Below are 22,647 nucleotides of genomic sequence, written 5' to 3' on the forward strand. Positions count from 1 at the left end.
GGATATGCTCACTTAAATCACCTGTTTTAAAAGGATGTTTGAATGTTGTTTCCACATCTTCTCAAACCACTGGATTTGGGCTTTACCCAGCTGAAAAACCGCGTATTAATGGGCTCTATGCACACAGGGCTCGAAGAAGAACGAGGCGGATTTGAAAAGCTGGCGGCCTTCTACCGTGAACGCGCCGAGGGTGGCGTGGGTTTGATTGTTACCGGCGGCATCTCGCCGAATCTTCGTGGCCGCCTGGCACCTCACGCGTCGCAATTGAGTTTTCCCTGGCAGGTGAGCCGCCACCGTATCGTCACTGACGCCGTGCATGAGGCGGGCGGCAAGATTTGCATGCAGATCCTCCATGCCGGCCGCTATGGCTATCATCCGTTTTCCCTGGCACCCAGCGCCATCAAGGCGCCCATTACCCCCTTTAAACCTTCAGCCATGTCATCCAGACAGGTGAAAGGTACCATCAAAGACTATGCTGCCAGCGCGAAACTGGCCCGCAAGGCAGGTTATGACGGCGTCGAGGTGATGGGCTCGGAAGGCTATCTTATCAACCAGTTTATCTGTGCCCGTACCAACAAGCGCACCGATGAGTGGGGTGGCAGTTTCGAGAATCGAATTCGCTTTTCGCTGGAAATCGTTCGTGCCATTCGTGCGACCGTAGGTACTGATTTTATTATTATTTTCCGCCTCTCTATGCTGGATCTGGTGGAAGATGGCTCAAACTGGGACGAAGTAGTGGCCTTGGCCAAAGCCCTGGAGCAGGCAGGCGTCACCATCATCAACACAGGTATTGGCTGGCATGAAGCGCGGGTGCCAACCATCGCCACCAGTGTGCCCAGAGCCGCCTTTGCCTGGGTAACTGAGCGTTTGAAATCGGAAGTGTCAGTGCCTTTGGTTGCGACCAACAGGATCAACACGCCTGAGATTGCAGAAACCATACTGGCAAGCGGTCAGGCCGACATGGTTTCCATGGCGCGGCCGTTTTTGGCCGATCCCGAGTTCGTTAATAAGGCTGCTGCGGATAAAAGCGCTCTTATTAACACCTGTATTGGCTGTAATCAGGCCTGTCTTGATCACACCTTCAAGATGCAGCGCGCCACCTGTCTGGTAAATCCAAGGGCCTGCTACGAGACCGAAATCACCTTTAACCCAGCGCAGCAGCCAAAGAAAATTGCCGTCATGGGCGCAGGTCCCGCGGGTATGGCGTTTTCGATTTATGCCGCCGGCCGTGGCCATAAGGTTGTGCTGTTTGAAGCCAAATCCGAAGTGGGCGGTCAGTTTAATCTGGCCCGTAAAATTCCGGGCAAAGAAGAATTTAACGAAACTATCCGTTATTTCACCAACCAGATGCAGGAAACCGGGGTTGAGCTCAGACTCAATACCCGTCTGGATGCATCGGTTTTAAACGATGAAGACTTTGATGAAGTGGTTATTGCCTCCGGCGTAGTGCCCCGGGCGGTTGAGCTGCCTGGCTTTGATTCGCCAAGGGTTGTGACCTATCAGCAGGTGCTCAATGGTGATGTCGAGGTTGGTAAGAAGGTCGCTCTTATAGGCGCCGGTGGTATTGGGTTCGATATGGCCCATTTCCTTGGCGAAAAGGGCTCAAGCACCCTGGATCCCAAGCGCTGGCGCGATCAGTGGGGCATAGATGAAGCCTATGAGCACCGTGGCGGCCTCAAAGCTGCGGTGAAAGAGCCTGCCGAGCGAACCATTTACCTGTTGCAGCGCAAAACCACGCCAATGGGTAAGGGCCTGGGTAAAACCACAGGTTGGATCCACAGGGCGGTTGCCAAGATGCACGGCGTGGTGCAGATGACAGGGGTAAGCTATGAGTCTTTCGATGAGCAGGGGCTGCACATCAAGGTAAACGATGAAGCTAAGGTGTTGGATGTGGATACCGTGGTGCTCTGTGCCGGTCAGGAGTCCAACCGTACTCTGCTGTCTGAAATGGAAGGCACCGGCAAACCTGTGCACTTGATTGGCGGCGTGGATGTGGCGGCGGAGCTCGATGCCAAGCGCGCCATTCGCCAGGGCGCTGAGCTTGCCATGCGCATGTAAGCCTGAATTGGCTTGCAGCCCGGAGTCGCAGCCTGTGAGCATTGGGGCGTGGCGCTTTTCCGGCATTCTTTGGAAGTATTATGGTTTGGTCGCTTACGTTTTAATCGCCGATCATCATAAATAGCGTAAGGCTTAACCAAAGACCGTTATAGAGCCAGCTGAGCTAAGCCCACTCCATCGTACTATTTTAAAAAGTCCGCCTGCGCGGGCTTTTTTATTGCGCGCTCGATACGGCCGTGAATTGGCTTGTTTTAGTGTCGGCTGCTAGCTTTAGCAGGCAGGATAAATGCACACAAACGCTGTTCAAACAAGAATCTTAAAATCCAGTCGATGCAGGAGCTTAGCTATGGCTAGATACCTTACCGGAACAATGACATTGGCTCGCTGCTCGCCAAACTCCCAACGCCCGCGGCGCAATAGGGCGGCATCGCTTGTTTATGCCCTTGGAATGTCGGCGATGTTGGCGCTGGTGTCAGCCTTACCCGTGCAGGCTGAGTATGATGAGCAGCTTGCGACGCAAGCCGGCGCCGACGATTACGGCATGAAAACCTATGTAATGGCGTTTTTAAAGCGTGGCCCCAATCGCAGTGGCAGTGACGATGAAAGGGCCAAATTACAGCGGGCGCATCTTGATAACATTAATCGCCTGGCCGAAGCAGGTAAGTTGGTGTTAGCCGGGCCATTTTTGGACGATGGGGAGCTACGGGGAATTTATATTTTTGATGTAAGCACGGTGGATGAGGCAAAGCTGCTTACCGAAAGCGATCCGGCCATCAAGGCTGGCAGTTTGGTGATGGAACTGGTGCCCTGGTATGGCTCGGCGGCATTAACGCAAATCGGTGAACTGCACGGCAAGTTTGCCAAAAAGCAGATTTAAAAAGCTGGGGAAATCAATCGACAAGCACTTGCTCGGCTTTGGCATTCAATGCCTGTGGCCGGGCAATGGTGTCTGCGCCTTTGGGGCTCAGCGCCAGATTTAAGTCCGAATCGGGAATGCAGCAGCACGGCAGGCATTCGTCGGCTTCAAGGGCGGCGAGTGGCTCTGAGAAATACTGCACATTGCCACTGAGCACCTTGGTTTTACAGGCACCACAAAATCCGCTTCGACATTCAGAGAAGATGCGGATTTTTTTAATTTCCAGCGCTTCAAGCAGTGACTGCTGCTGTCCATTGAACAGCAGCACCGGCTGGCCCTGAAGGCTGACGATAGGGGCCTTTTTAAAGGTCAAAATCGGAGAACTCATTTTCATCGACAGAGGCGTCAATCTGACCCACCAGGTAGGAGGATACTTCCACTTCCTGAGGCGCCACCTGCACGGCATCACTTTCGAGCCAGTTCTTCATCCACGGCAGTGGGTTGGTGGACTCTGGGTATGGCAGTGGCAGGTTTACTGACTTCATCCGTTGGTTGGTGATGTACTCAACGTACTGACACAGAATTTGCTCGTTCAGACCAATCATGGAGCCATCTTTAAACAGATACTTGGCCCATTCTTTTTCCTGCTCGGCGGCGCGCAGGAACAGCTCGTACGCTTCCTGCTGACACTCGGCGGCAATTTCCGCCATTTCCGGATCGTCCTTGCCACCCTGCATGATGTTGAGGATGTGCTGAGTGGAGTTCAGGTGCAGCGCTTCATCACGGGCAATAAGACGGATGATTTTGGCGTTACCTTCCATGAGCTTACGCTCAGCGAAGGCGAACGAGCAGGCAAAGCTGACATAGAAGCGAATGGCTTCCAGCGCGTTTACCGACATCATGCACAGGTACAGCACTTTCTTCAGCTCACGCACTGTCACTTCAACCAAATGGCCATCCACAGTGTGGGTGCCTTCACCATGGAGGTGATAAATTTGGGTCAGCTTGATGAGCTTGTCGTAATAGGCCGAGATATCCGCAGCGCGCTTGAGGATTTCCTGGTTCACCACTATGTCGTCAAATACCACTGATGGGTCGTTGACGATGTTACGGATGATATGGGTGTAAGAGCGCGAGTGAATGGTCTCGGAGAACGACCAGGTTTCAATCCAGGTTTCCAGCTCAGGCAGTGATACCAGCGGCAGGAAGGCCACGTTGGGGCTGCGGCCCTGAATGGAGTCCAGCAGGGTCTGATACTTGAGGTTGGAAATAAAAATGTGCTGCTCGTGCGGTGGCAGTTTACCGAAGTCGATTTTGTCACGGCTGACATCCACTTCTTCCGGTCTCCAGAAGAAAGACAGCTGCTTTTCAATCAGTTTTTCGAACACTTCGTAGCGTTGCTGATCATAACGGGCAACGTTTACGGACTGGCCGAAAAACATAGGTTCGCGGGTGGCGTCGTTGGGAGTCTGACAAAAAGTTGAATAAGCCATGATGTTTCGTTCCGGTAAAAGGGGGCAATGGCCCCCTGTTAACACCTAAAGTTCCTTTTAACCTTACCTGCTTAAATCTTACAGGCGCCGCCGGCACAGCCGTCGTCTTCTTTCTCAACCACGGCAATGTCTTCGTGTTGATCGGAAGCACCGTCACGGGTGTTATGGTAGTAAAGGGTCTTGAGGCCCAGTTTGTAGGCGGTCAGCAGATCTTTAAGCAGCAGCTGCATCGGCACTTTACGACCTTCAAACTTGGCTGGGTCATAGTTGGTGTTGGCAGAAATGGCCTGATCCACGAACTTCTGCATAATGCCTACCAGCTGCAGGTAACCATCGTTGGATGGCATCTGCCACAGCAGCTCGTACTCGTGACGCAGCGCATCAAAGTCAGGTACTACCTGCTTGAGCTGACCATCTTTACTGGCCTTCACCGAAATCAGACCACGTGGTGGCTCGATACCGTTGGTGGCGTTGGAGATCTGCGATGAGGTCTCGGATGGCATCAGCGCAGACAGGGTAGAGTTACGCAGACCGTGGCGCTTGATGTCTTCACGCAGGCCTTCCCAGTCCAGATGCAGCGGCTCAGAGACAATCTTGTCCAGATCGCGCTTATAAGTGTCGATTGGCAAAATACCCTGAGAATACGTGGTCTCGTGGAACGCAGGGCAGGCGCCTTTCTCTTTGGCCAGATTCATCGAGGCTTTCAGCAGGTTGAACTGAATGGCTTCGAAGGTCTTGTGAGTCAGGTTGTTGGCGCTGCCATCGGAATAGCGCTTGCCGTTTTTAGCCAGGTAGTTGGCGAAGTTAATCACACCGATACCCAGAGTACGACGGTTCATAGAGCCAAGCTTGGCGGCCTTGATAGGGTAGTCCTGATAGTCCAGCAGGCTATCCAGGGCACGTACGGCCAGATCGGACAGACCTTCGAGCTCTTCGAGGTTATCGATGGCACCCAGGTTCAGCGCTGACAGGGTACACAGGGCGATTTCACCATTGGTGTCGTCCACGCTTTCCAGTGGCTTGGTTGGCAGAGCAATTTCCAGACACAGGTTGGACTGACGAATTGGCGCCACGCTTGAGTCGAACGGGCTGTGGGTGTTGCAGTGATCCACGTTCTGAATGTAGATACGGCCAGTTGAGGCGCGCTCCTGCATCATCAGCGAGAAGAGTTCAACCGCCTTCATGGTCTTCTTGCGGATGCTGCTGTCCTGCTCGTACTTGGTGTACAGGCGCTCGAACTCGTCCTGATCTTCAAAGAAGGCGTCGTACATGCCTGGCACGTCGGATGGGCTGAACAGGGTGATGTTCTCGCCCTTGATCAGACGCTGGTACATCAGCTTGTTGAGCTGCACGCCGTAGTCCAGATGACGGATACGGTTATCTTCCACGCCACGGTTGTTCTTCAGTACCAGCAGGGATTCCACTTCCAGGTGCCAGATTGGGTAGAACAGGGTGGCTGCGCCGCCGCGAACGCCGCCCTGAGAGCAGGACTTCACTGCGGTTTGGAAATACTTGTAGAACGGCAGACAGCCGGTGTGGAAGGCTTCGCCGCCACGGATTGGGCTGCCCAGGGCACGGATGCGACCGGCGTTCACGCCGATACCGGCACGCTGACTGACGTACTTCACGATGGAAGACGCAGTGGCGTTGATGGAATCCAGGCTGTCGCCACACTCGATCAGTACGCAGGAGCTGAACTGACGGGTAGGGGTGCGCACGCCGGACATAATCGGCGTAGGCAGGGAAATCTTGAAGGTAGATACCGCATCATAGAAGTCTTTCACGTACTTCAGACGGGTTTCTCTTGGATAACCGGCAAACAGGCAGGCGGCCACCAGAATGTAGAGGAACTGGGCGCTCTCGTACACTTCGTGGGTTACGCGGTTTTGCACCAGATACTTACCCTCAAGCTGCTTAACGGCAGCGTAAGAGAAGTTCATATCACGCCAGTGATCGATATAGCTGTCGAGGATATCCAGCTCTTCCTTGGTGTAGTCTTCGAGGATATGGCGGTCGTACTTGCCCATGTCCACCAATCTGGCCACGTGCTCATACAGTTTTGGCGGCTCAAACTGGCCAAACGCTTTTTTGCGCAGGTGGAAGATGGCCAGACGGGCTGCCAGGAATTGATAGTCAGGAGACTCGGGCGAAATCAAATCGGCCGCGGCCTTGATGATGGTTTCGTGGATGGCTTCAGTCGGGATGCCATCAAAAAACTGCAGGTGCGATCGCAGCTCTACTTCAGAAACCGAAACATTCTTTAAGCCTTTGGCTGCCCAGGTAACTACGCGGTGGATTTTGTCGAGATCGATCTGCTCGCGCTCACCACTGCGTTTAGTGACTGTCATGTTGCTATTCATCGAAGATAGGCCTTATAGATTGGTATTGCCCAACATATCCCTGTAAGCAATCGTCACTCAAAATCCCTGAAACACCGCTGGATGCCGAAAGAAACACCGTTTCGAGGAGAACGTCTCTGGTGTGTGAGATTGCTACCAATACACAAGATATGGTGCTTATTAAAAGTTAAGATACAAGATAGTGAGGTGAGAGGGTATTTGCAAGTAGGAAATCTTTGGAGAAACTGTGGATATCTTGAGGAAAAACCGAAACGTTAGTAGAGGCTAACTTTGAAGGTCAGTTTCTGTGTGCCATGTCACTTGTATGACAGTTTTTTGACCGTGTCAGATCTCGGTATCGATCGCTTATCTTGCAAGCGATCGCGCCGGGAAGATCTGCTGGCAAAATAACCAGCCTCAGCACAGCCGGACGACTTTAGTTGGCTGTGGTCTGCGCACCTTAAGGGAAGGCGTGCTTATCCTTAAGGCCGCACTGATTGTGTTGCCTGTTAACTGGCCCTCGCAAGCCCAAACTCATAACCCAAGTTGTGTTAGAAGCGACAGCGGATGCGCAAGCGTCACATCCACAGGCCAGCTGTGGATATCATCGCCGGCGCTGATATAGCCCCAACTTGCGAGCGCGGCCGTCATGTGCGCTGCGCGGGCGGCTTCCATATCCCGTTTGGCATCACCAAGGTAAACAATGTGGCGGGCAGCGCGATTAAGCTGGCTTGCGGCCAGCAGCATGGGCGCGGCGTCTGGTTTCCCGCGGGTGACACTATCGCCACTGATTAAGGCTCTACAGCTTGAAGCCAGGCCAATGCGCTCAATCAGCGGCCTGGCAAAGCAGGCGGCCTTGTTGGTCACTATGCCGTAGGGGATATGTGCGCGGCCAAGGGCATCCAGCAGCGGCGCTATCCCTTCAAACAGCTGGCAATGGCGGCCATTGACTTCGGCGTAATGTGACAGCAGCGATTGCTGCAATAAGCTGGCCTGCTGGTCGGGAATCGATGGCTTGGCAGCACGCACCAGCGCCATACTGCCGTGTGAGGCCGCGTGACGCACCTCATCCAGCAGAACACTGGCGAAACCTGCGTCATTGAGGGCAAGGTTGAGCGCAGCCACCAGATCCGGCGCTGTATCGACAAGCGTGCCGTCTAAATCGAACAGCACTCCCATTTGTGTGACTGCTGCCGGGTCAGTTAGTGACGCCATTGTGCTTTCGGCCGCAAGCGGGTCAATCAAGGGGCTTTTCCGTGGCAATCATGTAATTCACATCCACCCGGGATGTGTAGCGGAAGGTGCTGGTGAGCGGATTGTAGGTCACGCCAATGGCGTCCTTGCACAGAAGCTCTGTGTGGTCGACCATCTCAATCAGCTCAGACGGCTTGATGAACTTGCCGTGGTCGTGGGTACCCACCGGCAGCATTTTCAGCAGGTACTCGGCACCGAGAATGGTTTCGACATAGGAGCGCAGATTGCGATTGATGGTGGAGAAAAACACAAAGCCGCCTGGCTTTACCATGTCGCAGCAGGCCTGGATAACCGACAGGGGATCGGGCACATGCTCCAGCATCTCCATGCAGGTGACTACATCATAATGCTCAACGTGGCTCTCGCGATGGCCTTCAGCGGTGGTTTGCAGGTAATCCAGCGAGACACCGGTTTCCAGCGCGTGCAGTCGGGCGACTTCCAGTGGCTCAGTGCCCATGTCAATGCCGGTGACCTCAGCGCCGATACGCGCCATGCTTTCAGACAAGATGCCGCCGCCGCAGCCCACATCCAGCACCTTTTTACCGAACAAACCACCACAGGTCTGATCGATATAGTTAAGCCGCAATGGGTTTAACTGATGCAAGGGTTTGAATTCGCCATCGGGATCCCACCAACTGGCGGCCATCTTTTCGAATTTGGCAATTTCCTGGGTATCAACGTTCATGACTTCTGACATAGCGGCCCCGAAATTCGGTCGGGCAAGGCTCCGGCGCACAGGCAGGTAACCAAGCGGATTTTCTATTAATGTGGCGCCATTATATCTATTCCGTTGCGTAAACGAAGTGCAAAGCGGTGCGGCGACCGTCAAACACAGTAAATAAGGCGTCACAGATGCTTTTTTAAGCGTTAGAGGGTAAAAATTCAGCAATCAAAACCCAATCCACACTCGAGCTAAAAAAAGCCTTATCGGCTTTTTGGCAGCATTTGCATCGAGATGATAAAAATAATAACGCCTTTTCAATAGCATAAACTTGATTTTCATCATGACTGAGACAGTCATTTTCCCCCTGCCACGGGAGAATCGAATCAGGGGGTTTCGACATTAAATTACTGTGTTAGAATGCCAAATCACGTTTGAAGGCTCGACAATGACACGGAAAACGACTTGTCAGCTAATTTTCAGGGGATCGAGCAGTTTATGACTGATTTGGCTTCATCTATTTCGCCAATTAATATCGAAGACGAACTCAAGAATTCGTACCTGGATTACGCCATGAGCGTGATCGTGGGTCGGGCACTGCCGGATGTGCGTGACGGCCTTAAGCCTGTGCATCGCCGTGTGCTGTTCGCGATGAACGAACTTAAAAACGACTGGAACAAGCCTTATAAAAAGTCGGCACGTGTGGTCGGTGACGTTATCGGTAAATATCACCCACACGGCGACAGCGCTGTATACGACACCATAGTTCGTATGGCCCAGCCGTTCTCGTTGCGCTACACCCTGGTAGACGGTCAGGGTAACTTCGGTTCTATCGACGGCGACGCCGCAGCAGCAATGCGTTATACCGAAATCCGCATGGAAAAGCTGGCTCACGAGCTGCTCGCGGATTTGGAAAAAGAAACGGTAGACTTCGTGCCCAACTACGACGGCACCGAACAAATTCCTGCCGTTCTGCCTACCAAGATTCCTAACCTGCTGGTGAACGGTTCATCCGGTATCGCCGTGGGTATGGCCACCAATATTCCGCCTCACAACCTGACCGAAGTGGTTAAAGGTTGTTTGGCGCTGATTGAAGAGCCCGAGCTGTCGATTGAGCAGCTGATGGAGTACATCCCGGGTCCTGACTTCCCAACTGCCGCCATTATCAATGGCAAAAAAGGCATCGAAGAAGCCTATCGCACAGGTCGCGGCAAGGCCATCATGCGTGCCCGCGCCGAAATCGAAACCGAAGACAACGGCCGTGAGCGCATTATTGTCACCGAGATCCCGTATCAGGTGAACAAAGCCCGTTTGATTGAAAAAATCGCCGAGCTGGTAAAAGACAAAAAGATTGAAGGCATCAGTGGTCTGCGTGACGAGTCCGACAAGGACGGCATGCGCATCGTGGTGGAAATCAAGCGCGGTGAAGTAGGCGAAGTGGTTCTGAATAACCTCTACGCCCAAACCCAGATGCAGTCTTCCTTCGGCATCAACATGGTGGCACTGGCCAATGGTCAGCCTAAGCTGTTTAACCTCAAGGAGATGCTGGAAGCCTTTATCCTGCACCGCCGTGAAGTGGTTACCCGCCGCACCGTGTATGAACTGCGTAAGGCTCGCGACCGCGCCCACATTCTGGAAGCGCTGGCGGTTGCCCTTGCCAATATCGACCCCATCATTGCCCTTATCAAGGCCTCTGCCAGTCCATCCGACGCCAAGGCCGGCCTGATTGCCAAGGGTTGGGAGCTCGGCACAGTAAAAGCCATGCTGGAGAAGGCCGGTGATGACGCCGCCCGTCCAGAGTGGCTGGAGCCTGAGTTCGGTATCCGCGATGGTCTCTACTTTATGACCGAGCCACAGGCCCAGGCGATTCTGGACCTGCGTCTGCACAAGCTGACTGGTCTTGAGCACGAGAAGATCCTGCAGGAATACGAAGAGCTGCTGGAAATTATCGCCGCTTTGCTCCACATCCTCAGAAGCCCAGAGCGTCTGATGGAAGTCATCAAAGAAGAGCTTGAGCTTATTCTTGAGCAGTTTGGCGATAACCGCCGCACTGAAATCAACGCTTCTGCTGTGGACATCAGCCTTGAAGATCTGATCAACGAAGAAGACGTGGTAGTGACCCTGTCGCACCTTGGCTACGCCAAGTATCAGCCGCTGACCGACTACCAGGCCCAGCGCCGTGGTGGTAAGGGTAAGGCCGCGACCAAGGTGAAAGACGAAGATTTCGTTGAAAAACTGCTGGTTGCCAACACCCACGATACCATTTTGTGCTTCTCCGACTTCGGTAAGCTCTACTGGCTCAAGGTCTACCAGCTGCCGCTGGCAAGCCGTCAGGCCCGTGGTCGCCCCATCGTGAACCTGCTGCCATTGCAGGAAGGTGAGCGCATTACCGCGATTCTGCCGGTGCGTGAATACGAAGAAGGCAAGTACATCCTGATGGCCACCTCTCACGGTACCGTGAAGAAGACTGCCCTGACCGAGTACAGCCGACCACGCTCCAACGGTATTATTGCCGTGAACCTCAAAGACGGCGATCAGCTGATTGGCGTGGATATTACTGACGGCAGCAGCGAAATCATGCTGTTCTCTGACGCCGGTAAAGTGGTGCGCTTCAAAGAAGGCGAAGAAGTTGCTGTAGTTGATGAAAACGGCAACCCTGTGCTGGATGAAGAAGGCAAGCCGCAAATCAACTTCAAGGGCGTGCGCCCCATGGGCCGTGGTGCCACAGGTGTTCGTGGTATTGCCCTGGAAGATGGTCAACGTGTGGTGTCGCTGATTGTACCGAAAGACGACAGTGCCATTCTGACTGTGACTGCCAACGGCTTTGGTAAGCGTACCGAGCTTGCTGAATACCCAGCCAAGAGCCGCGCCACCAAGGGTGTGGTATCCATCAAGGTCACCGAGCGTAACGGCCCTGTGGTAGGTGCCGTGCAGGTGGGCGAGAACGATGAAATCATGCTCATCAGCGACAAGGGTACCCTGGTGCGTACCCCTGCCAACGGTGTGTCTATCATCGGCCGTAACACCCAGGGCGTGACCATCATCCGTACCGCGGATGACGAGCAGGTTGTTGGTCTGCAGCGCATCGATGAAATACAGGATGACGGCAGCGAATATCTGGAAGAGGGTGTTGAAGGCGCCGAAGGCGACATCATCGCCGAAGCTGATACACAGCCGACAGACGATGCCAACGACGAGGCATAATTGAAGACGGGCGCCCAATGGGCGCTCGTTTTTTTTGCCAAACAGATTTTTTATTTTTCCAAACGTGTGACTACCTGCGGGTATCACCAAAGGCTAGCAAGGAGATCATGAGTGAGCGCGGTTTATAATTTCTGTGCCGGACCGGCGATGTTGCCGGCTGCCGTGATGAAGAAGGCACAAGCTGAGTTACTGGACTGGAACGGGCAGGGCGTGTCTGTGATGGAGGTGAGCCACCGTGGTGCGCCCTTCATTCAACTGGCCAAAGACTCGGAAGCCGATTTGCGCGAGCTGATGAATATCCCCGACAACTACCATGTGCTCTTTATGCATGGCGGTGGTCGTGGTCAGTTTTCTGCTGTTGTGAATAATTTTTTGGGCGATAACGGCAAGGCCCTGTATCTCGTCAGCGGTCAATGGTCAAAAGCCGCCACTGAAGAAGCGAAAAAGCTTGCTGGCGATGACAATATTGATGTCATTAATGTCGTTGAAAAAGTAAATGGAATGAATAAGGTAGTCATTCCAGCGCTGAGTGGCAACGGCAGCGAGTACCGTTATCTGCACTATTGCCCCAATGAGACAGTGGATGGCATCGAAATTTTTGATGATATCGACAGCCCCTGGCCGATTGTGGCGGATATGTCGTCCAATATCATGTCCCGCGAGATTGATGTCAGCCGCTTTGCCCTTATCTATGCCGGCGCTCAAAAGAACATTGGACCATCGGGTTTGTCTATCGTGATTGTGCGTAAAGATATGCTGGAGCTGCCACAGCTGACCCAGTCTTCCATCATGGACTATCGCCTGACCGCCGAAAACGACTCCATGTACAACACACCGCCAACCTTTGCCTGGTACCTGGCAGCCGAAGTGTTCAAGTGGCTCAAGTCTGTTGGTGGCGTAAAGGGTATGGCCGAGGTGAACGCCGAAAAGGCACGCCGCCTCTACGCCTGCATCGACAGCCTGGATTTCTACAAAAACGGCGTGGCGCCTGCAAACCGCTCGCAGATGAACGTGACCTTCCAACTGGCTGATGAGTCGCTGGATAAAGACTTTCTTAAAGAAGCCGAAGCTTTGGGGCTGGTTGCGCTCAAAGGCCACCGCATTGTGGGCGGCATGCGTGCCAGCATCTACAACGCCATGCCGCTGGAAGGCGTTGATGCACTGGTGAGCTTTATGCAGGCCTTTGCTGCCAAGCACCACTAGAAAGGCGAAATATGGAGATGATTCTGGCAATTGCAGGAGGCTTGGGTATTGGTTCATTACTTACACAAGCAGTACTGCATTTTTTACAGCGGAAAAGTAAAAAAGATGATGTCAGGACTGAACGACTTGAACAGGCATTTGCTAGCTTGCTAGTAGCTTACACAGATGTAATTAAAAACGCTGACGATCGAAATCATCAACTGACTTTCGCAATGTGGGAAGCGAGGATTCAACTAATAGCATCTGACAACGTTGTTAAGTCCATACAAATTCTAAAACAGACAGCACCACACACTCCGGCTAGGGGAGACGCTTTAGAAAAAATGATCGCAGCTATGCGTAATGACTTGGGTATAGCTAAGTAAATTTTGAAATGATTCTTTCGGTGACTCTGAATTAAAAAAGGACTGCCTCGGCAGTCCTTTTTGTTATCGAGTTCTTTGTTGGTTACAGCACGGCAATAATGGATTTGGCCAAATAATCCACGTTATCTTCGCTGATCCCGGCGATACTGATCCGGCTCGAGCCCACCATGTAAATGCTGTAGTCCTTCATCAGGGTGTTGACCTGGGCCTCGTTGATGCCAAGGAAGGAGAACATGCCTTTTTGACGGGCGATAAAGGAGAAATCGCGGCTGGCACCCAGTGCGTGCAGTTTATCGACCAGCATGGCGCGGTTGCCATTGATGCGATCGCGCATCACTTTTAGCTCATCCAGCCACTGTGCTTTGAGTTCGTTTGAGCCCAGAATGGTTTCCACAATGGCGGCGCCGTGGGCCGGTGGCATGGAATAGATGCAGCGCACCACATAAAGCAGTACCGACAGCGACACGTCTGCCTGGGCACTGTCTTTACCGATAATGGAGCAGGCACCGATGCGCTCGCGGTACAGACCAAAGTTCTTCGAGCAGGAAGAGGCGAGTACCATGTTGTCGACCGCAGCCGCCATGGCGCGCACGCCGTAAGCATCTTCATCCACGCCATCGCCAAAGCCCTGGTAGGCCATGTCGATAAAGGGCAGGAAGCCTTTGTCTTTGGCAACTTCGACCACGGCATCCCACTGCGCTGTGCTCAAATCCTGGCCGGATGGGTTATGGCAGCAGGCGTGCAGCAGCACAGCATCTTCTGCGCCAACCTGTTTCAGCGCCGCAAGCATTTCATCAAACTTCAGGCACTTATTGTCGTAATCGTAGTAGGGATAGGTTTTTACCGTTAAACCGGCGGCCTGGAACAGCCCTGTGTGGTTGGCCCAGGTTGGGTCGCTCACCCAAATGGTGGCGCCGGGTTTGCATTTGGCGATGAATTCAGCGGCTACTCGCAGGGCACCAGTGCCGCCCGGGGTAGACACGGTGCGAATACGGCGCGCCTGAACCACGGGATGATCAGCGCCGAAGGCCAGCTCGTTCATCAACTCGTTAAAAGGTGCTGAGCCGGTCGGGCCAATATACACCTTGGTGGTTTCAGAATCGGTACGCAGCTTCTCGGCGGTTTTAACACAGTCGAGAATCGGCGTGTTGCCGGCGGGATCCTTATACACACCCACGCCCAGGTCGACTTTCTGTGGGTGGCTGTCTTCACGGTATTTGGTTAAAAGACCCAGAATAGGATCGGCAGGCAACGCCGAAAGATGCTCAAACATAATTCCTTCTACCTTGTAATCGTTGTTGGTAAAGCCGCAGGGATAAGGTGTAGCTGCTTGCACTGGGCCGCTGTAGCCTGGTTGATGCCAAGCCGGATGCCTGTGCCAAGCATGACCCGAATGCCTTAGCATAGCCTGAAAGGGTTGCCGGGAAAAAGAGCCCTGAGCGCAAATCCCGCCGTGATTGAAAAGGCCGTTGCCCGATTGGCAACAAATCTTGCAATCCTGAGCGATTTTTGGGGCAGTTTTTTGCAGATTTTGTGTTGATTGAACAAAAATCAGCATCAATCCGCCATTTTTTACTGAAAAACGGTTGAATCGCGGCTGAGGATCAGTAATTTAATTACCACGAAGACTCTAAAGGGATCGTTTTTTCCTCAAACGTAACGCGAGGCTTACAGCGTTGTAGCAAAGCCTTGCCAACTTCGGCCAATCTGGCCTTAACTCGCTTTTAATGAGAAGTACGAGAAATGGACCAATTACGTCTTGAGCCCGTATCCCGGGTCAACGGGGAGGTAAACATCCCCGGCTCCAAAAGTATCTCCAACCGCGCCTTGCTGCTGGCAACCCTGGCAAGAGGTGAAACCACCCTGGTAAACCTGCTGGATTCTGATGATATCCGCCATATGCTGAGTGCCCTTGAAAGCCTCGGCGTAAGCTTCACCCTGTCAGATGACAAGACCCTGTGCACCCTTAAGGGCCTTGGCGGCCCCATCCATGCCGATAAAGCCTTTGAGCTGTTTTTGGGTAATGCCGGCACGGCGATGCGACCTTTGTGCGCGGCGCTGACTCTGGGCACCGGCGAATTTACCCTGACCGGTGAGCCGCGCATGGAAGAGCGGCCCATTGGCGATCTGGTAGATGCGCTGCGTCAACTTGGCGCCGATATCCGTTACCTTAAAAATGATGGTTTTCCGCCGCTCACTATTAATGCCACCGGGCTTGCCGGCGGTGTGGTGGAAATCGATGGCAGCCTCTCCAGCCAGTTTTTGACAGCGCTTTTAATGGTGGCGCCGCTTGCGAAGGACTCAGTGACCATCGCGGTAAAAGGCGAACTTGTTTCCAAGCCCTATATCGATATCACCTTGGATTTGATGGCTAAATTCGGGGTTAAAGTCAGCAACGACAACTATCAGCGCTTTGAAATTGCTGCCGGACAGCACTATGTGTCACCGGGCAAGGTGCTGGTAGAAGGGGATGCGTCGTCAGCTTCTTACTTTCTTGCAGCCGGTGCCATTGGCGGCGGTGAAGTCAAAGTCACCGGGGTTGGCCGTTTGGCGGTGCAGGGCGATGTGAAGTTTGCCGATGCCCTTGCCGCCATGGGCGCCGACATCGAGTGGGGTGACGATTACATTATCGCCCGCGGCAGCAAGCTTCACGGCATCGATATGGACATGAACCACATTCCCGATGCGGCCATGACCATAGCCACGGCGGCGCTGTTTGCCGAGGGACCAACCCGGATGAGCAACATCTACAACTGGCGCATCAAGGAAACCGACCGTCTGGCCGCCATGGCGACTGAGCTTCGAAAAGTTGGCGCTGTTGTGGAAGAGGGGCACGATTACATCCATATCACGCCACCGGCCAAGCCTGTCCATGCCGAAATCGATACCTATAACGATCATCGCATGGCCATGTGTTTTTCTCTGCTGGCATTTGCCGAATGCGGTGTGACCATTAATGACCCGGGCTGTACCTCAAAAACATTTCCAGATTATTTCAATCGCTTCGCTAACTTAGCTGAATAAGTCTGAATGCCGTAAAATTGGGCTGTCACCTGACAGCCCATTCTTTTGCCGAAAATTTACACGGATCTTTAGCGGTCCTTGATGTATAATCCCGCCCGCTCATTTTCGGTGAACCCAAAGCATTCATGGAAGATGAAATGTCTATTGCGGAGGAATTTATGTCTGAAAGGGCTCCTGTAGTCACAATTGATGGCCCAAGCGGCGCAGGCAAGGGCACCATTGCCCAGTTGCTGGCGAAGCACTACGAATGGCAACTGCTGGACAGCGGTGCCATCTATCGCGTGTTGGCGCTCGCGGCGCTGCACCATAATGTTGAGCTTGATAACGAAGAAGCCATTACCCTGTTAGCGGCCCACCTGGACGTGCAGTTTCTGACCGGTAATGACAAAGACGCCATTAAAGTCGTGCTTGAAGGCGAAGACGTTACCACTGCCATCCGTACCCAGGAGTGCTCTAATGCCGCCTCCAAGGTTGCGGCTTTCCCACGGGTGCGTGAAGCACTCCTGCGTCGTCAGCGTGCTTTTTGCAAGGCACCGGGTTTGATTGCTGACGGCCGCGATATGGGCACTGTGGTTTTCCCATCAGCACCGGCAAAACTGTATCTGACAGCTTCGGCAGAGGAAAGGGCGCAAAGGCGCTATAATCAGTTGCAGGACAAGGGCTTCGATGTTAAAATCGACCGCCTTTTAGCCGAGATCCAGGAACGCGATGACCGGGACATGAACCGTCCTGTAGCGCCTTTGGTTCCGGCTGACGATGCCCTGGTGATTGACACCACTGGCATTGGCATTGAAGAGGTATTCGCCCGCTGCGTGGCGCATATCGACGAGAAATTATCCGCTTCTGGCTTCTGAGCCGGGGGTGTATAGGAATCCGCAACAGGGACGATGCGGATATGACGACTGACTCCAACGGCCAGGAAGGTCGCTGGTTTATTACTTAAAGTAACTTAACATGACTGAATCTTTTGCTGATCTGTTTGAACAATCCCTTCAACAACTGGAATTCCGTCCAGGTTCTATCGTTCGTGGTACTGTAGTTGCCATCGAAAACGGCCTGGTACTGGTTGACGCCGGTCTGAAGTCTGAGAGCCCAATCCCTGCTGAGCAGTTCAAGAATGCCCAAGGTGTTCTGGAAATCGCCGTTGGCGACGAAGTAGACGTAGCTCTGGACTCTGTAGAAGACGGTTTCGGTGAGACTCAACTGTCTCGCGAAAAGGCCAAGCGCCATGAAGCCTGGATCGTTCTGGAAAAAGCTTACGAAGATGCTGAGACCGTTATCGGTGTCATCAATGGCAAGGTTAAAGGCGGTTTCACCGTTGAACTGAACGGTATCCGCGCGTTCCTGCCAGGCTCTCTGGTTGACGTTCGCCCTGTGCGCGACACTGCTCACCTGGAAAACAAAGAGCTGGAATTCAAAGTTATCAAGCTGGACCAGAAGCGCAACAACGTTGTTGTTTCTCGTCGTGCAGTTATCGAGTCTGAGAGCAGCGCTGAGCGCGACGCTCTGCTGGAGAACCTGCAAGAAGGTCAAGCCGTTAAAGGTATCGTTAAGAACCTCACTGACTACGGTGCATTCGTTGACCTGGGCGGCGTAGACGGCCTGCTGCACATCACTGACATGGCTTGGAAGCGCGTTAAGCACCCATCCGAGATCGTGAACGTTGGTGATGAAATCAATGTGAAAGTTCTGAAGTACGATCGTGAGCGTACTCGCGTTTCTCTGGGTCTGAAGCAACTGGGTGAAGACCCATGGCTGGAAATCAGCAAGCGCTACCCAGAAAACACTCGTCTGACCGGTCGCGTAACCAACCTGACTGACTACGGCTGCTTCGTTGAAATCGAAGAAGGCGTTGAAGGTCTGGTACACGTGTCTGAAATGGACTGGACCAACAAGAACATCCACCCATCCAAGGTTGTTAACCTGGGTGACGAAGTTGAAGTTCTGGTTCTGGACATCGACGAAGAGCGTCGTCGTATTTCTCTGGGTCTCAAGCAGTGCAAGACCAACCCATGGGAAGACTTCGCTAACCGTTACAACAAGGGCGACAAGGTTTCCGGTAAGATCAAGTCTATCACTGACTTCGGTATCTTCATCGGTCTGGACGGCGGTATCGACGGTCTGGTTCACCTGTCTGACATTTCTTGGAACGCTGCTGGCGAAGAAGCCGTTAGCGAGTACAAGAAAGGCGACGAAATCGAAGCCGTTGTACTGTCTGTTGACCCAGAGCGCGAGCGCATCAGCCTGGGCGTGAAGCAGACTGAAGACGATCCATTTAACGCTTACCTGGCCGACAAGAAGAAAGGTGCTATCGTTAACGGTACCGTTTCTGCTGTTGATGCCAAAGGTGTTACCGTTGAACTGGCCGACAGCGTTGAAGGTTACATCCGTGTATCCGACATCAGCCGTGACCGCGTAGAAGACGCTTCTACCGTATTCGCAGTTGGTGATGCCGTTGAAGCCAAGTTCATGGGCGTGGATCGTAAGAACCGCACCGTGAGCCTGTCTATCCGTGCGAAAGACGAAGCTGACGAAAAAGAAGTTATGGCAAACTTGAACAAGTCTGACGACGCTGTTATTAGTAATGCTATGGCCGAAGCGTTTAAGGCCGCTCGTAAGTAATTGCCAAATATGAGGGAGTTGGACACTCCGCTCCCTCATCGCGGCTGTGTTTGGCTTGATAATAGGGGTAGCTAGGATGACTAAATCCGAACTGATCGAAAAACTCGCCACAAGGCAGTCGCAACTGTCGGCGAAAGAAGTAGAGAGTGCGGTCAAGGAAATGTTGGAACAGATGGCCACCACGCTGGAAAGCGGTGAGCGTATCGAGATCCGCGGCTTTGGCAGTTTCTCACTTCACTACCGTGCGCCACGTGTTGGCCGCAATCCAAAGACTGGTACTTCAGTTGAATTGGAAGGCAAGTACGTTCCGCACTTTAAGCCCGGCAAAGAGCTGCGCGAGCGCGTTGACGCAGTCAACGCCGCCTGATAAACGTTGATTAAAAAAGCCTCCGCAAGGGGGCTTTTTTGTTTATCCCGCATCAATGCACTGGTCAGGCCGCCGAAATTCTTGGATAATCAGCCCATTGACATGGGTAAAGGAGTGAGACGTGAAGGGATTTTTTATAGCCTTGGTCATCGCTTTGTTGTTTGTCCTGGCACTGCTGCTCGGCTCACGCAACGAGCAACTGGTCACCATTAACTATTTTGTCGCACAGGGTGATTTCCGCCTGCCGGTGGTACTTGCCAGTGTTTTCTTCGCCGGATTCCTGCTGTGCTGGTGTTTTGCTATCTATCACATCGGTAAACTCAAGTACGCGCTGTCCCGCGCCAACCGCAAACTGCAAAAGCTACAGGCCACCGCCGACAGCAGTGACCAAGTGTCGGCCGAGGCGGGTGAAGTGAAGTCCTGATATGCTGGAAATCCTGTTTCTGCTGCTGCCCATTGCCGCCGGATACGGTTGGTACATGGGTCGTCGCAGTTTACGCCAGAACCAGCACCATCAACGTAAAAAGTTGAGTCGTGACTATTTCACCGGACTGAACTACCTGCTTTCCAACGAATCTGACAAGGCGGTTGATCTCTTCATCAGCATGTTGGACGTTGACGATGAAACCATCGACACTCACATGTCCCTCGGCGCACTGTTTCGAAAGCGCGGCGAAGTTGACCGCTCCATCCGCATTCATCAAAACCTGATTGCCCGTCCAAGCCTGACCACAGAGCAGCGTGATGCTGCCATGATGGAACTGGGCAAGGATTATATGGCCGCTGGTTTTTATGACAGGGCGGAAGAGATTTTCCTCGCACTTATCAAAGAAGAAGATCACAGCGAAGAAGCCGAAAACCAGCTCATCGCTATCTATCAGATCATCAAAGAGTGGCAGAAGGCCATCGACATCACCAAGCGGCTCGATAAAAAGCGTCAGCAGGTGTTAAAGCCCACCATTGCCCATTTCTATTGCCAGCTCGCCGATGAAACCAGTGAAGCTGACGAGCGGCAAAAGCTGCTGACACAGGCGCTTAAACAGGACCCTAACTGTGGTCGCGCCTTGCTGACCCAGGCAAAACTGTTTTTGGATGCCGGCAAATTGCAGGATGCCGCCGATGCCATCGCCAAACTGGCCAAAGCCGATGTGCTGCTGTTTGCCGACGGTATTAAGCTTGCCCGCGAACTCTACGCCAGGCTCGACAATAGCGAAGGCTATCGTGAATTGCTGGCTCAGGCCCTGGCCGATGGCGGCGGCGCCTCCGTGGTGGTGGCCCTTGCTGAAGAAATGGTCAGCCGCGGTCAAATCAAAATGGCCGAAAAAATGCTGCTTGATAACCTTTATCGCCAGCCCACCATGAAGGGCTTTTCTGAGCTGATGAAGCTGCATTTGCGCCAGGCTGAAGAAGGGCAGGCAAAAGAGAGCCTTTCTTTGCTTGAACAATTGGTAGAACAACAAATAAAATTCCGTCCCGCCTATCGTTGTAAGTCCTGTGGCTTTCCGTCACACGCACTTTACTGGCATTGCCCGTCCTGTAAGTCCTGGGGCAGCATTGCCAGAGTGAAAGGACTGGACGGCGAATAACTTTAATCCCACTGCATCGGAGATCCCATGAGAGACAAGCCCATTCTGGTTGCCCTTGATTTTGACAACAAACATTCGGCGTTGCAGTTGGTAGATAAACTCGATCCGGCCATGTGCCGCCTCAAGGTTGGCAAGGAAATGTTCACCCTGTTTGGCCCTGAGCTGGTTAAAGACATTCAAAACCGCGGCTTTGATCTGTTCCTGGATCTTAAGTTCCACGACATTCCCAACACTGTTGCCAAAGCCGTTGCCGCGGCAGCTGAGCTGGGCGTATGGATGGTAAACGTGCACGCCTCAGGCGGTTTCGCCATGATGGAAGCGGCGCGCAAAGCCTTGCTGCCATACGGCGACAATGCGCCGCTGCTGATTGCAGTCACGGTTCTTACTTCCATGAGCGATGATGATCTTAAGCTTCTGGGGATTGATGTTGGCGCCGCCGAGCATGTGAAGCGTCTTGCCAAACTCACCCGTGACGCCGGCCTCGATGGTGTGGTGTGCTCTGCTCAGGAAGCCACTATGCTTAAAGACCTCTGTGGTCAGGACTTTAAACTCATCACCCCGGGTATTCGCCCTGAAGGCAGTGAGGTTGGCGATCAGCACCGAGTGATGACCCCAGCCCGCGCGCTGCAGGCAGGCTCCGACTACCTGGTGATTGGTCGCCCCATCACCAAGGCTGCTGATCCGCTTAAGGCTCTGACTGACATTCATCAGTCTATCTGCGGGATCTAATCCACTCGCAAGATAACAGGCACCAGCGCTGACAAGGAGATAAGATGTTCGACTTTCACGGGAAAAACATTTTGGTGGTTGGCGGTACCAGCGGCATTAACTTAGGTATTGCCCGCGCCTTTGCCAGGGCCGGTGCACGGGTTGCGGTAGCAAGCCGCAGCCAGGATAAAATCGACGCTGCGCTTAAACTGCTTGGCGAAGACAACCCTAATGCCACCCCGCTTGGTGCCAGTTTTGATGTACGCGACAATGAAGCTGTGTTGGCTGGCATTGCCGGTTTGCATCAGGGTCTTGGCAGCATAGATGTGCTCGTCAGTGGCGCTGCCGGAAATTTCCCGGCGCCCGCAGCCGGGATGAGTGCCAATGGCTTTAAGTCGGTGATGGATATCGATTTGCTTGGCAGCTTTCAGGTGCTAAAAGCCTGCTATCCGCTGCTGTCACGTCCCGGTGTGGTATTGCAGATTTCGGCGCCCCAGGCCTATGTGCCTATGCCGATGCAGGCCCATGTGTGCGCCGCCAAGGCCGGTGTCGACATGCTGACCCGCACCCTGGCGATGGAGTGGTCACCCGAAGGCATTCGTATCAACTCAATAGTGCCCGGCCCAATCGAGGGCACTGAAGGCTTTGACCGTCTGGCACCTGCGGATGCTCTTAAAGCCCGGGTGGCGCAAAGCGTTCCACTTGGTCGCAATGGTCAGGTTTCGGATATCGCCAACTGTGCTTTGTTTTTGGCGTCGGACTTTGCCAGCTATATCAATGGCGTGGTGCTGCCGGTGGATGGTGGCTGGTCCCTTGGCGGTGCCAGCATGGCGATGACAGAGCTTGGGCAACTGATGGCAAAGCAGGGCGGCCGTTAAACAGAATTTACAGTGACAAATTTGGAAAA

General features: G+C 53.3%; 19 protein-coding genes. 13 read left to right on the top strand and 6 right to left on the bottom strand.

Translation table 11 applies throughout. The features are described 5' to 3' along the window. The first annotated feature begins 42 nt into the window (after nt 1-42). Nucleotides 43-2,058: an NADPH-dependent 2,4-dienoyl-CoA reductase gene (locus STH12_RS06970; protein ID WP_126166885.1), complete on the top strand. Its 2,016-nt coding sequence runs from the start codon at nt 43-45 to the stop codon at nt 2,056-2,058. A gap of 457 nt (nt 2,059-2,515) precedes the next feature. Next, nucleotides 2,516-2,935: a YciI family protein gene (locus STH12_RS06975; RefSeq protein ID WP_237158780.1), complete on the top strand. Its 420-nt coding sequence runs from the start codon at nt 2,516-2,518 to the stop codon at nt 2,933-2,935. Between the two features lie 13 nt (nt 2,936-2,948). Here the strand turns inward: STH12_RS06975 and yfaE are convergent, their stop codons facing one another. The 5 genes from yfaE to ubiG all read right to left on the bottom strand — a co-directional run bounded on the left by yfaE (nt 2,949) and on the right by ubiG (nt 8,697). Further along, on the bottom strand, nt 2,949-3,302 hold the full coding sequence (gene yfaE, locus STH12_RS06980) for a class I ribonucleotide reductase maintenance protein YfaE (protein WP_126169450.1): 354 nt from the start codon (nt 3,300-3,302) through the stop codon (nt 2,949-2,951). After that, nucleotides 3,277-4,407, bottom strand: coding sequence for a class Ia ribonucleoside-diphosphate reductase subunit beta (gene nrdB / locus STH12_RS06985; protein WP_126166887.1), 1,131 nt, complete (start codon nt 4,405-4,407; stop codon nt 3,277-3,279). Before nrdB ends, yfaE begins: the two co-directional genes overlap by 26 nt. A 71-nt stretch (nt 4,408-4,478) precedes the next feature. Then, entirely contained in the window at nt 4,479-6,767 is a 2,289-nt protein-coding gene (gene nrdA, locus STH12_RS06990; RefSeq protein WP_126166888.1) for a class 1a ribonucleoside-diphosphate reductase subunit alpha, read from the bottom strand. A 513-nt stretch (nt 6,768-7,280) separates the two neighbouring features. After that, nucleotides 7,281-7,961: an HAD family hydrolase gene (locus STH12_RS06995; protein ID WP_164551156.1), complete on the bottom strand. Its 681-nt coding sequence runs from the start codon at nt 7,959-7,961 to the stop codon at nt 7,281-7,283. Between the two features lie 22 nt (nt 7,962-7,983). Beyond that, complete coding sequence (gene ubiG, locus STH12_RS07000; protein WP_126166889.1) at nt 7,984-8,697, bottom strand: bifunctional 2-polyprenyl-6-hydroxyphenol methylase/3-demethylubiquinol 3-O-methyltransferase UbiG; 714 nt, start codon at nt 8,695-8,697, stop codon at nt 7,984-7,986. 462 nt (nt 8,698-9,159) lie between these two features. Here ubiG and gyrA point away from each other — a divergent pair, with 462 nt between their 5' ends. The 3 genes from gyrA to STH12_RS07015 all read left to right on the top strand — a co-directional run bounded on the left by gyrA (nt 9,160) and on the right by STH12_RS07015 (nt 13,433). Continuing rightward, nucleotides 9,160-11,865 (top strand): DNA topoisomerase (ATP-hydrolyzing) subunit A, encoded by a 2,706-nt coding sequence (gene gyrA, locus STH12_RS07005; RefSeq protein WP_126169452.1) that lies wholly within the window; start codon nt 9,160-9,162, stop codon nt 11,863-11,865. A 111-nt stretch (nt 11,866-11,976) separates the two neighbouring features. Continuing rightward, complete coding sequence (gene serC / locus STH12_RS07010; RefSeq protein WP_126166890.1) at nt 11,977-13,068, top strand: 3-phosphoserine/phosphohydroxythreonine transaminase; 1,092 nt, start codon at nt 11,977-11,979, stop codon at nt 13,066-13,068. Nucleotides 13,069-13,079: 11 nt separating this feature from the next. Continuing rightward, a complete protein-coding gene (locus tag STH12_RS07015) occupies nt 13,080-13,433 on the top strand; it encodes a hypothetical protein (protein ID WP_126166891.1) in 354 nt (117 codons plus the stop codon). Between the two features lie 82 nt (nt 13,434-13,515). Here STH12_RS07015 and STH12_RS07020 read toward each other — a convergent pair whose 3' ends face one another. Then, the gene (locus STH12_RS07020) at nt 13,516-14,706 is read right to left on the bottom strand and encodes an amino acid aminotransferase (RefSeq protein ID WP_126166892.1); all 1,191 of its coding nucleotides are present in this window, start codon (nt 14,704-14,706) and stop codon (nt 13,516-13,518) included. A 470-nt stretch (nt 14,707-15,176) separates the two neighbouring features. Here STH12_RS07020 and aroA point away from each other — a divergent pair, with 470 nt between their 5' ends. The 8 genes from aroA to STH12_RS07060 all read left to right on the top strand — a co-directional run bounded on the left by aroA (nt 15,177) and on the right by STH12_RS07060 (nt 22,618). Then, the gene (gene aroA / locus STH12_RS07025; RefSeq protein WP_126166893.1) at nt 15,177-16,457 is read left to right on the top strand and encodes a 3-phosphoshikimate 1-carboxyvinyltransferase; all 1,281 of its coding nucleotides are present in this window, start codon (nt 15,177-15,179) and stop codon (nt 16,455-16,457) included. A gap of 158 nt (nt 16,458-16,615) precedes the next feature. Then, the gene (gene cmk, locus STH12_RS07030; RefSeq protein ID WP_126166894.1) at nt 16,616-17,311 is read left to right on the top strand and encodes a (d)CMP kinase; all 696 of its coding nucleotides are present in this window, start codon (nt 16,616-16,618) and stop codon (nt 17,309-17,311) included. 100 nt (nt 17,312-17,411) lie between these two features. Further along, nucleotides 17,412-19,079 (top strand): 30S ribosomal protein S1, encoded by a 1,668-nt coding sequence (gene rpsA / locus STH12_RS07035; RefSeq protein WP_126166895.1) that lies wholly within the window; start codon nt 17,412-17,414, stop codon nt 19,077-19,079. Nucleotides 19,080-19,155: 76 nt separating this feature from the next. Continuing rightward, a complete protein-coding gene (gene ihfB, locus STH12_RS07040; protein ID WP_126166896.1) occupies nt 19,156-19,446 on the top strand; it encodes an integration host factor subunit beta in 291 nt (96 codons plus the stop codon). Between the two features lie 121 nt (nt 19,447-19,567). Beyond that, nucleotides 19,568-19,870: a LapA family protein gene (locus STH12_RS07045; protein WP_126166897.1), complete on the top strand. Its 303-nt coding sequence runs from the start codon at nt 19,568-19,570 to the stop codon at nt 19,868-19,870. A 1-nt stretch (nt 19,871) separates the two neighbouring features. Further along, a complete protein-coding gene (gene lapB, locus STH12_RS07050; protein ID WP_126166898.1) occupies nt 19,872-21,032 on the top strand; it encodes a lipopolysaccharide assembly protein LapB in 1,161 nt (386 codons plus the stop codon). Nucleotides 21,033-21,059: 27 nt separating this feature from the next. Beyond that, entirely contained in the window at nt 21,060-21,761 is a 702-nt protein-coding gene (gene pyrF, locus STH12_RS07055) for an orotidine-5'-phosphate decarboxylase (protein ID WP_126166899.1), read from the top strand. Between the two features lie 44 nt (nt 21,762-21,805). Further along, nucleotides 21,806-22,618 carry an SDR family oxidoreductase gene (locus STH12_RS07060; RefSeq protein ID WP_126166900.1) on the top strand — a complete coding sequence of 271 codons (813 nt, stop codon included), beginning with the start codon at nt 21,806-21,808 and terminating at the stop codon, nt 22,616-22,618. Nucleotides 22,619-22,647: the final 29 nt, after the last annotated feature.

Origin of the sequence: Shewanella khirikhana, assembly GCF_003957745.1 — a bacterium.
GTDB classification, from domain to species: domain Bacteria; phylum Pseudomonadota; class Gammaproteobacteria; order Enterobacterales; family Shewanellaceae; genus Shewanella; species Shewanella khirikhana.

Excerpts from the sequence above, each read along its gene's own strand:
- STH12_RS06970 (WP_126166885.1), top strand. The coding sequence starts at position 43 with ATGTTGTTTCCACATCTTCTCAAACCACTGGATTTGGGCTTTACCCAG.
- STH12_RS06975 (WP_237158780.1), top strand. The coding sequence starts at position 2,516 with ATGTTGGCGCTGGTGTCAGCCTTACCCGTGCAGGCTGAGTATGATGAG.
- yfaE (WP_126169450.1), bottom strand. The coding sequence starts at position 3,302 with ATGAGTTCTCCGATTTTGACCTTTAAAAAGGCCCCTATCGTCAGCCTT.
- nrdB (WP_126166887.1), bottom strand. The coding sequence starts at position 4,407 with ATGGCTTATTCAACTTTTTGTCAGACTCCCAACGACGCCACCCGCGAA.
- nrdA (WP_126166888.1), bottom strand. The coding sequence starts at position 6,767 with ATGAATAGCAACATGACAGTCACTAAACGCAGTGGTGAGCGCGAGCAG.
- STH12_RS06995 (WP_164551156.1), bottom strand. The coding sequence starts at position 7,961 with ATGGCGTCACTAACTGACCCGGCAGCAGTCACACAAATGGGAGTGCTG.
- ubiG (WP_126166889.1), bottom strand. The coding sequence starts at position 8,697 with ATGTCAGAAGTCATGAACGTTGATACCCAGGAAATTGCCAAATTCGAA.
- gyrA (WP_126169452.1), top strand. The coding sequence starts at position 9,160 with ATGACTGATTTGGCTTCATCTATTTCGCCAATTAATATCGAAGACGAA.
- STH12_RS07015 (WP_126166891.1), top strand. The coding sequence starts at position 13,080 with ATGGAGATGATTCTGGCAATTGCAGGAGGCTTGGGTATTGGTTCATTA.
- STH12_RS07020 (WP_126166892.1), bottom strand. The coding sequence starts at position 14,706 with ATGTTTGAGCATCTTTCGGCGTTGCCTGCCGATCCTATTCTGGGTCTT.
- aroA (WP_126166893.1), top strand. The coding sequence starts at position 15,177 with ATGGACCAATTACGTCTTGAGCCCGTATCCCGGGTCAACGGGGAGGTA.
- cmk (WP_126166894.1), top strand. The coding sequence starts at position 16,616 with ATGTCTGAAAGGGCTCCTGTAGTCACAATTGATGGCCCAAGCGGCGCA.
- rpsA (WP_126166895.1), top strand. The coding sequence starts at position 17,412 with ATGACTGAATCTTTTGCTGATCTGTTTGAACAATCCCTTCAACAACTG.
- ihfB (WP_126166896.1), top strand. The coding sequence starts at position 19,156 with ATGACTAAATCCGAACTGATCGAAAAACTCGCCACAAGGCAGTCGCAA.
- lapB (WP_126166898.1), top strand. The coding sequence starts at position 19,872 with ATGCTGGAAATCCTGTTTCTGCTGCTGCCCATTGCCGCCGGATACGGT.
- pyrF (WP_126166899.1), top strand. The coding sequence starts at position 21,060 with ATGAGAGACAAGCCCATTCTGGTTGCCCTTGATTTTGACAACAAACAT.
- STH12_RS07060 (WP_126166900.1), top strand. The coding sequence starts at position 21,806 with ATGTTCGACTTTCACGGGAAAAACATTTTGGTGGTTGGCGGTACCAGC.